General features: G+C 58.0%; 5 protein-coding genes and 1 pseudogene. 5 read left to right on the forward strand and 1 reads right to left on the reverse strand.

Annotation, left to right across the window (positions count from 1 at the left end; translation table 11 throughout):
• Nucleotides 1-914 precede the first annotated feature (914 nt).
• The 5 genes from repA (at nt 915) to J1C56_RS32095 (ending at nt 5,378) form a co-directional block, all read left to right on the forward strand.
• Entirely contained in the window at nt 915-2,120 is a 1,206-nt protein-coding gene (repA, locus tag J1C56_RS32075; RefSeq protein ID WP_214393960.1) for a plasmid partitioning protein RepA, read from the forward strand.
• Nucleotides 2,121-2,195: 75 nt separating this feature from the next.
• The gene (gene repB / locus J1C56_RS32080; RefSeq protein WP_214393961.1) at nt 2,196-3,188 is read left to right on the forward strand and encodes a plasmid partitioning protein RepB; all 993 of its coding nucleotides are present in this window, start codon (nt 2,196-2,198) and stop codon (nt 3,186-3,188) included.
• 172 nt (nt 3,189-3,360) lie between these two features.
• Nucleotides 3,361-4,569 carry a plasmid replication protein RepC gene (gene repC, locus J1C56_RS32085; RefSeq protein ID WP_214393962.1) on the forward strand — a complete coding sequence of 403 codons (1,209 nt, stop codon included), beginning with the start codon at nt 3,361-3,363 and terminating at the stop codon, nt 4,567-4,569.
• Between the two features lie 129 nt (nt 4,570-4,698).
• Nucleotides 4,699-4,941, forward strand: a complete 243-nt coding sequence (locus J1C56_RS32090; protein WP_214393967.1) for a type II toxin-antitoxin system Phd/YefM family antitoxin — start codon at nt 4,699-4,701, stop codon at nt 4,939-4,941.
• A complete protein-coding gene (locus J1C56_RS32095) occupies nt 4,941-5,378 on the forward strand; it encodes a type II toxin-antitoxin system VapC family toxin (RefSeq protein WP_214393963.1) in 438 nt (145 codons plus the stop codon). Before J1C56_RS32090 ends, J1C56_RS32095 begins: the two co-directional genes overlap by 1 nt.
• A 26-nt stretch (nt 5,379-5,404) precedes the next feature.
• On the opposite strand, the pseudogene J1C56_RS32100 reads toward J1C56_RS32095, so the two are convergent.
• Nucleotides 5,405-5,875, reverse strand: a pseudogene (locus tag J1C56_RS32100) (tyrosine-type recombinase/integrase); the annotation flags it as partial.
• Between the last annotated feature and the right edge of the window lie 125 nt (nt 5,876-6,000).

Raw genomic sequence — 6,000 nt, forward strand, 5'->3', positions numbered from 1 at the left:
TTGGCTGTAACAAACCAATGCCCGAACCAAGGTGCCTGGAGCTTTCGATGAAAGCTCGCCGCCCAAATGATGCCCGAAATTTCGCAACCCAGGCAGCCACATTTGGCCTTTGTCGTGCCGGTTGGGACAATCTCGCTCGATGAGCTGGTCGTTGATCGGTCGCCGTCGTTCGCATCAGGGAAGGGGAGACAAGCGCGCGATGCGGGCCCGTCTGCCCTTTTCAAACATCCTGACGCGACCTTCCCGTGGTGCCCGATCGCATATCCAGGGCCGCGTCGAGCGGCAGCCCGTTGTAGATTGGAACCGAGCGACTGGCGCTAGTCATGACCAGCAACTCCTGCTGAGCATGTGATGCTGGCGGAGGCGTGTCTCCTTGCATAGCCGCTCTTGAGAGCGCCGCCTGGACTATCACTGCAGATAGCGAGGCACGACCCGCGAAGGTGTGAGGACAGGGAGGATCAGTCTCGCAGCCAAACAGCAATCCGGTGGCGTTGCACGTGATCGGTTCGTAACGTGTTGTAGAGCGATGAGGGTGAGGGTCTTAGTCGAGTTTCGCTTGGCCAACGCAAGACCGCAAAATAAGCCATCTACAGGCAAGGACAAAGTTCTATGGCCACGTTTCGTGGCTGAGGGTCTTTTGACAGCCGTGCAGAAAGCTTGTTTCGCTCCTAATAACAATGGCTTATGAAGTGTTTTGGTGGGTATGTGAAGTATGGGGCACTCCGCGATCTCGCAGTACCCTGACTTCATGACGGTGGGAGGCCGAGGTCCTCACACCACATCAAATGACGCCTTCAATCGGGCGTTAACCCTCTGTTAACTAAAAATTTCTTGCCGGAACGAGAGAATCAAGCATTAATCACGCTTGAAAAGCAAATCGCTGCAGAAAAGCGTTATTCCGGAAATCGGTGACTATGAATTTGGTACCCAACCTCGATGTAGAGTTCGACTTCGATGAGGAGATTCTCGAACAAGGAGAACTCATCTCGGACAAACTCAACATGCTGCGCATGGAGCAGTATCCCCCAAATGCCCTGAAGGGGCTACGACAGTTCTCGTCGGTGGAGGTCGCGGATTTTATCGGCGTTACGCAAAACCACATCAAGAAGATTCACCTGGAAGGGAAGGGTCCCGCGCCGGAAGTTTCCACATCCGGTCGCCGTTCCTATACCGCGCAGCAGATGCTCGAATTGAGGCAGTACCTCGACAAGCACGGGCGCAGTGACTTCAAGCGTTACGTCCCACATCGCCGCCAGGGCGAAGCGCTACAAGTGATCTCAGTCGTCAACTTCAAAGGTGGAAGTGGCAAGACCACGACCGCGGCTCATCTTGCTCAGCATCTAGCCCTCACCGGACATCGCGTACTTGCCATCGACCTTGATCCCCAGGCTTCGCTGTCAGCGCTCCATGGCATCCAGCCGGAACTCGACAAAAACCCGTCGCTCTACGAAGCACTTCGATATGACGAGGAGCGGAAATCCATCAAGGATGTGATCCGGCCAACGAATTTTCCTGGCCTAGACATCGTGCCCGCGAACCTTGAGCTGCAAGAGTACGAATACGAGACGCCGCTGGCGGCGACGAGCAATAGTCCGGCTGAAGGGAAGCTCTTCTTCACCAGGATCTCGAACGCTCTCAAGGAAGTCGACGATCGTTACGACGTGGTTGTCATCGATTGTCCGCCGCAGCTCGGATATCTCACATTGACGGCGCTGACGGCGTCGACCTCAGTGCTCATCACCGTCCATCCGCAGATGCTCGACATCATGTCGATGAGCCAGTTCCTGTTGATGCTCGGAGGCATTTTGCACTCCATCAAGGGGGCAGGGGCTGCGGTGAAACTGAAGTGGTTCCGCTACCTTGTAACGCGCTACGAGCCAACCGATGGGCCGCAGGCCCAGATGGTTGGTTTCCTGCAGGCGTTGTTCAACAAACGGATGCTCAAGAACCAGATGTTGAAATCCACCGCCATCTCGGATGCGGGCATCACCAAGCAGACACTGTACGAAGTCGAGAAGAGCCAGTTTACGCGTTCGACCTACGAGCGGGCGATGGAAAGCCTCAACTTGGTGAATTCTGAAATCACGGGCCTTGTTCACCAGGCATGGGGGCGCAGATAATGATTTTGACAGCCGTGCAGAACGTCATTTTTCTGCGTGAAATCAAATTGATGGCATGGAGTTTCGGAGGGGGCGATGGCTAGAAAGCACCTTCTGGCAAGTGTTACTGCGTCGATGGCTGGGGACAAGGGTGAAGTCGCCCACGCAGCCTCGGAGGCTCGCTCGCAATATGCAATGCGCGGTGCCTCTCGCTCCATGATTCAGTCATTGGACGAAATGGCAGAGAACTCGCTGCGGATGTTCGATGGCGAAACTATCGTTTCGCTGGATCCGGCATTGTTGGATGGCTCGTTTGTGGCCGACCGAATTGGCGACAACGACGAAGAGTACCGACAGCTACGCGAAGCAATTCGACGCTCGGGGCAATCGACGCCGATTCTGGTTCGGCCGCACCCAGATGACACGCAGCGATACATGATCGTGTTTGGGCATCGTCGCGCGAAAGTTGCCAGAGATCTCGGCACCAGCGTGCGCGCGGTGGTGAAGCCATTGGCCGACATCGAGCATGTCCTTGCTCAGGGGCAGGAAAATACGGCTCGTGCCGATTTGTCGTTCATTGAGAAAGCCCTGTTCGCGCGAAAGCTCCTCGATAGTGGGATGACGAAGGATGTCGTCAAATCGGCGCTGACGATCGACGATACGCTGCTTTCTCGTATGAGCTCGGTGGCGGAGGCTATTCCAGAGGCAGTCCTTGAGGCTGTGGGGGCGGCGAAGGGCGTCGGGCGAGATCGCTGGGAAGAACTCAAGAAGATCGTTCTGACACCCGCCAATGCGGGCAAGGCCGTCGCGTTCGTCGCCACTGAGGATTTCGCGACTGCTCAGGCCAACGATGAAGGCTTCAGCGCCCTCCTCACGGTCTTGAAGTCTTCGAAGGCACCCAAGAAAGCCAAGGCATCCGCCACGCCCAATGTCTGGGCTGCGGACGACAAATCGGTTTGCGTGTCGGTAAAGAAGACACCGAAGAAGGCCCTGATTGCTGTTGAGGCGACAGACGGCCCACGCTTCGCTGATTTCATCACTGGCCAACTGGACAGCCTCTACGAGGCTTTCAGGCGGTCGGAAAAGTAGAGAAAAACGGAGACATACCGCAAAAGAAAAAGGCCCCCAAACGTTGCCGTCGTGGAAGCCCTTCTCATAGCCTGAACAACTAGAGAATCGCATTTCCCCGAATCAGTGTCAAGAGTCACGGCACCTAACTGGTGAGCAGATTTCTTTTGCCTCATTGAAAGGCAGGGAAATTATGGACCCCCATATCTCGACGACGCCCTTTGGGCGGCGGTTGCTGTCGCTTGCCATGGTGGCAGGTCAGATGGCGGCCGACAGCTGTGCGCCTGGCGCCAGCACCAACAAATGGCAGGTGTTTCGCGCCGTCTGCGAGGCCAAGGGATTGCTTGGCGCCAGCGATCGCGCGCTTGCCGTGCTCAACGCGCTGCTGAGCTTCCATCCGGATACGGATCTGGTGGAAGGGGAGGGGCTGGTGGTGTTTCCTTCCAACGCCCAGCTGGCGCTCAGGGCGCATGGCATGGCGCCGGCGACGCTGAGACGGCATCTGTCGGTGCTCGTCGATTGCGGCCTTGTGGTGCGTCGCGACAGCCCCAATGGCAAGCGTTACGCCCGCAAGGGCTATGACGGTGCAATCGAGCAGGCCTTCGGTTTCGACCTGACGCCGCTTCTGGCCCGGGCGGAAGAGTTCGAACGCTTGGCCGAGGCTGTCAGGGCCGAAAGGCGGGCGCTGTTGCTCGTACGCGAGCGCATCACCATCCTGCGCCGTGACATCGCCAAGATGATCGCCTTTGGCCTGGAGGAGGGGATAACGGCCGACTGGCAGCGCCTGCATTTCGAATATCGCGAGATCGCGGCGACGATTCCACGCACGGCGAGCCGGCTTGAGCTCGAGCCGATTGCCGAAGAACTCGCGATGCTTGCCCAGGAGGTGCGCAAGACGCTGGAAAGTCACGTTAAAACTGAAGAAACAAGCGCCAATGAGTCTCATTTCGAGCGCCACATACAGAATTCAAATACACACCTTCATGAACTTGAACCCGGCCTCGAAAAAGGCCACGGGACGACCGCTGCGGTGAAACTGGAGACGAAGAGCCAGCCGCCAACGGGTTATCCGCTTGGCATGGTGCTGCGTGCCTGCCCTGATATTGCCGATTACGCACGCAACGGCATTTCGGGCTGGGCGGATCTGGTTGAAACGGCAAACCTGGTGCGCGGCGCGCTCGGTGTCAGTCCGGATGCGTGGGACCAGGCCTGCGAGGCGATGGGGGCGGTGGATGCCGCGATCATGGTGGCGGCGATGCTGCAGAAGGGGGAGGCGATTGCGAGCCCCGGCGGCTATCTGCGCAGCCTGACGGCGAAGGCCAGGGCCGGCGAATTCTCGATCGGGCCGGTGCTGATGGCGCTGCTGCGTGGCAAGGGAGGGGCGCAGGCCAAGGCGGGATGATCAGAGGCGCGGGGTGACGGCGCCTGATGGTCTTCAGACCAATCTCGGGCGTCCACGGCCCTGGTCCTCTTGTTCTCGCGGGCCGTGACAGCAATGTATGACTACAATGGTCATAATCGAGTAGGCAAGTTGAGAGAGATTCAGCTCAAGGATGCTAAGGCGACGCTTTCCGCAGTCGTTGATCAGGCTGTTCGCGGCAATCCGGCAATCATCACTCGGCACGGCAGGAAAGAAGCTGTTGTGCTTTCTTTTGATGAGTACGAGAAGCTTTCGCACGTTCCAAGTTTCGGGCGCTTGCTAGCGTCATTTCCGGGGGATGAAGAGGATATCCCTGCTCGAACCGGAAAAGCGAGCAGGCCTGTCGATCTCTGATGTTCCTGGTGGATACAAATGTGATTTCGGCGCTCGCACCGTCGAAACGGGGTGGAGAGGGTCGACTAATCGATTGGCTAGATCAGGCTAGCCCACACTTGTTCCTGTCAGTGATATCAGCAGCTGAGGTGATGTCCGGAATCGCGAAGTCTGAGTGGGAAGGCGCAACAACCAAGTCGAAAACACTGAAAGAATGGTGGCAGAGCGTCGAATACCTCTATGCGCAACAACTGTTGCCGTTGGACTTGAGGTGCGCCCATGCAGCTGGCCAACTCCTTGATCATGCTCGCGCTCACCAACCGGGCTATGAAGACATCGCTATTGCTGCCACTGCCCAAGTGCACGGCCTCACGGTTCTGACCAGGAACATGCGACATTTCGAGCCCTTGGGTGTTCGCTCGCTTGATCCCTTTTTGGCGCTGCCGCCCCTGCCTTGATCTTGGGGGAGGGGGCCGTTCTTCGATTAGAGCCCGCTGGCCTTGGTGAGGTTGACGCGGAAGCGGTCGCGGCGGCGCTGGTATTTGCGGGTCATTTCGGCACTGGCATGGCCGAGCTGCTTCTGCACGTAACGCTCCTCGACGTCGGCCGATGAGGCAAGGCCAGCCCGCAGCGAATGGCCGGCAAAGAGCCTGGCGCGCTCGGCCTCGGTCAGGTCGCCGCGCACGCCAGCGGCAAGGGCCGTGCGCTTGACCAGACGGGCGACTTCCTGGTCTTTCAGCCGCTCAGTGCCGACCTTCTTGCCCCGACCGGTGATCCGGCGGAACAGTGGGCCGCGAGCGATGCGGGCAAGGTTCAGCCAAGTCTCCAAAGCCACCACAGGGCAGGTGATATCGGCCGAGCCGGGGCCAATCTCGACCTCGCGCCAGCCAGTCTTGCCGCGCAGGGTCACCAGTATGCCTTTGCCTGGGAAGATTTCGATCCAGCCGCGGCCGTTGTTAGCTGACCGTTTTCCGTGAGACTTGCGATCATTTGTTTTCAATGGGTTAGCCGATTCAGATTTGATGAGACCGAGTCGGATTTGTTGAGACGGAACTGTCATGCGATTCAGTTATGGTGAGA

Origin of the sequence: Aminobacter anthyllidis, from assembly GCF_018555685.1 — a bacterium.
GTDB lineage: Bacteria > Pseudomonadota > Alphaproteobacteria > Rhizobiales > Rhizobiaceae > Aminobacter > Aminobacter anthyllidis.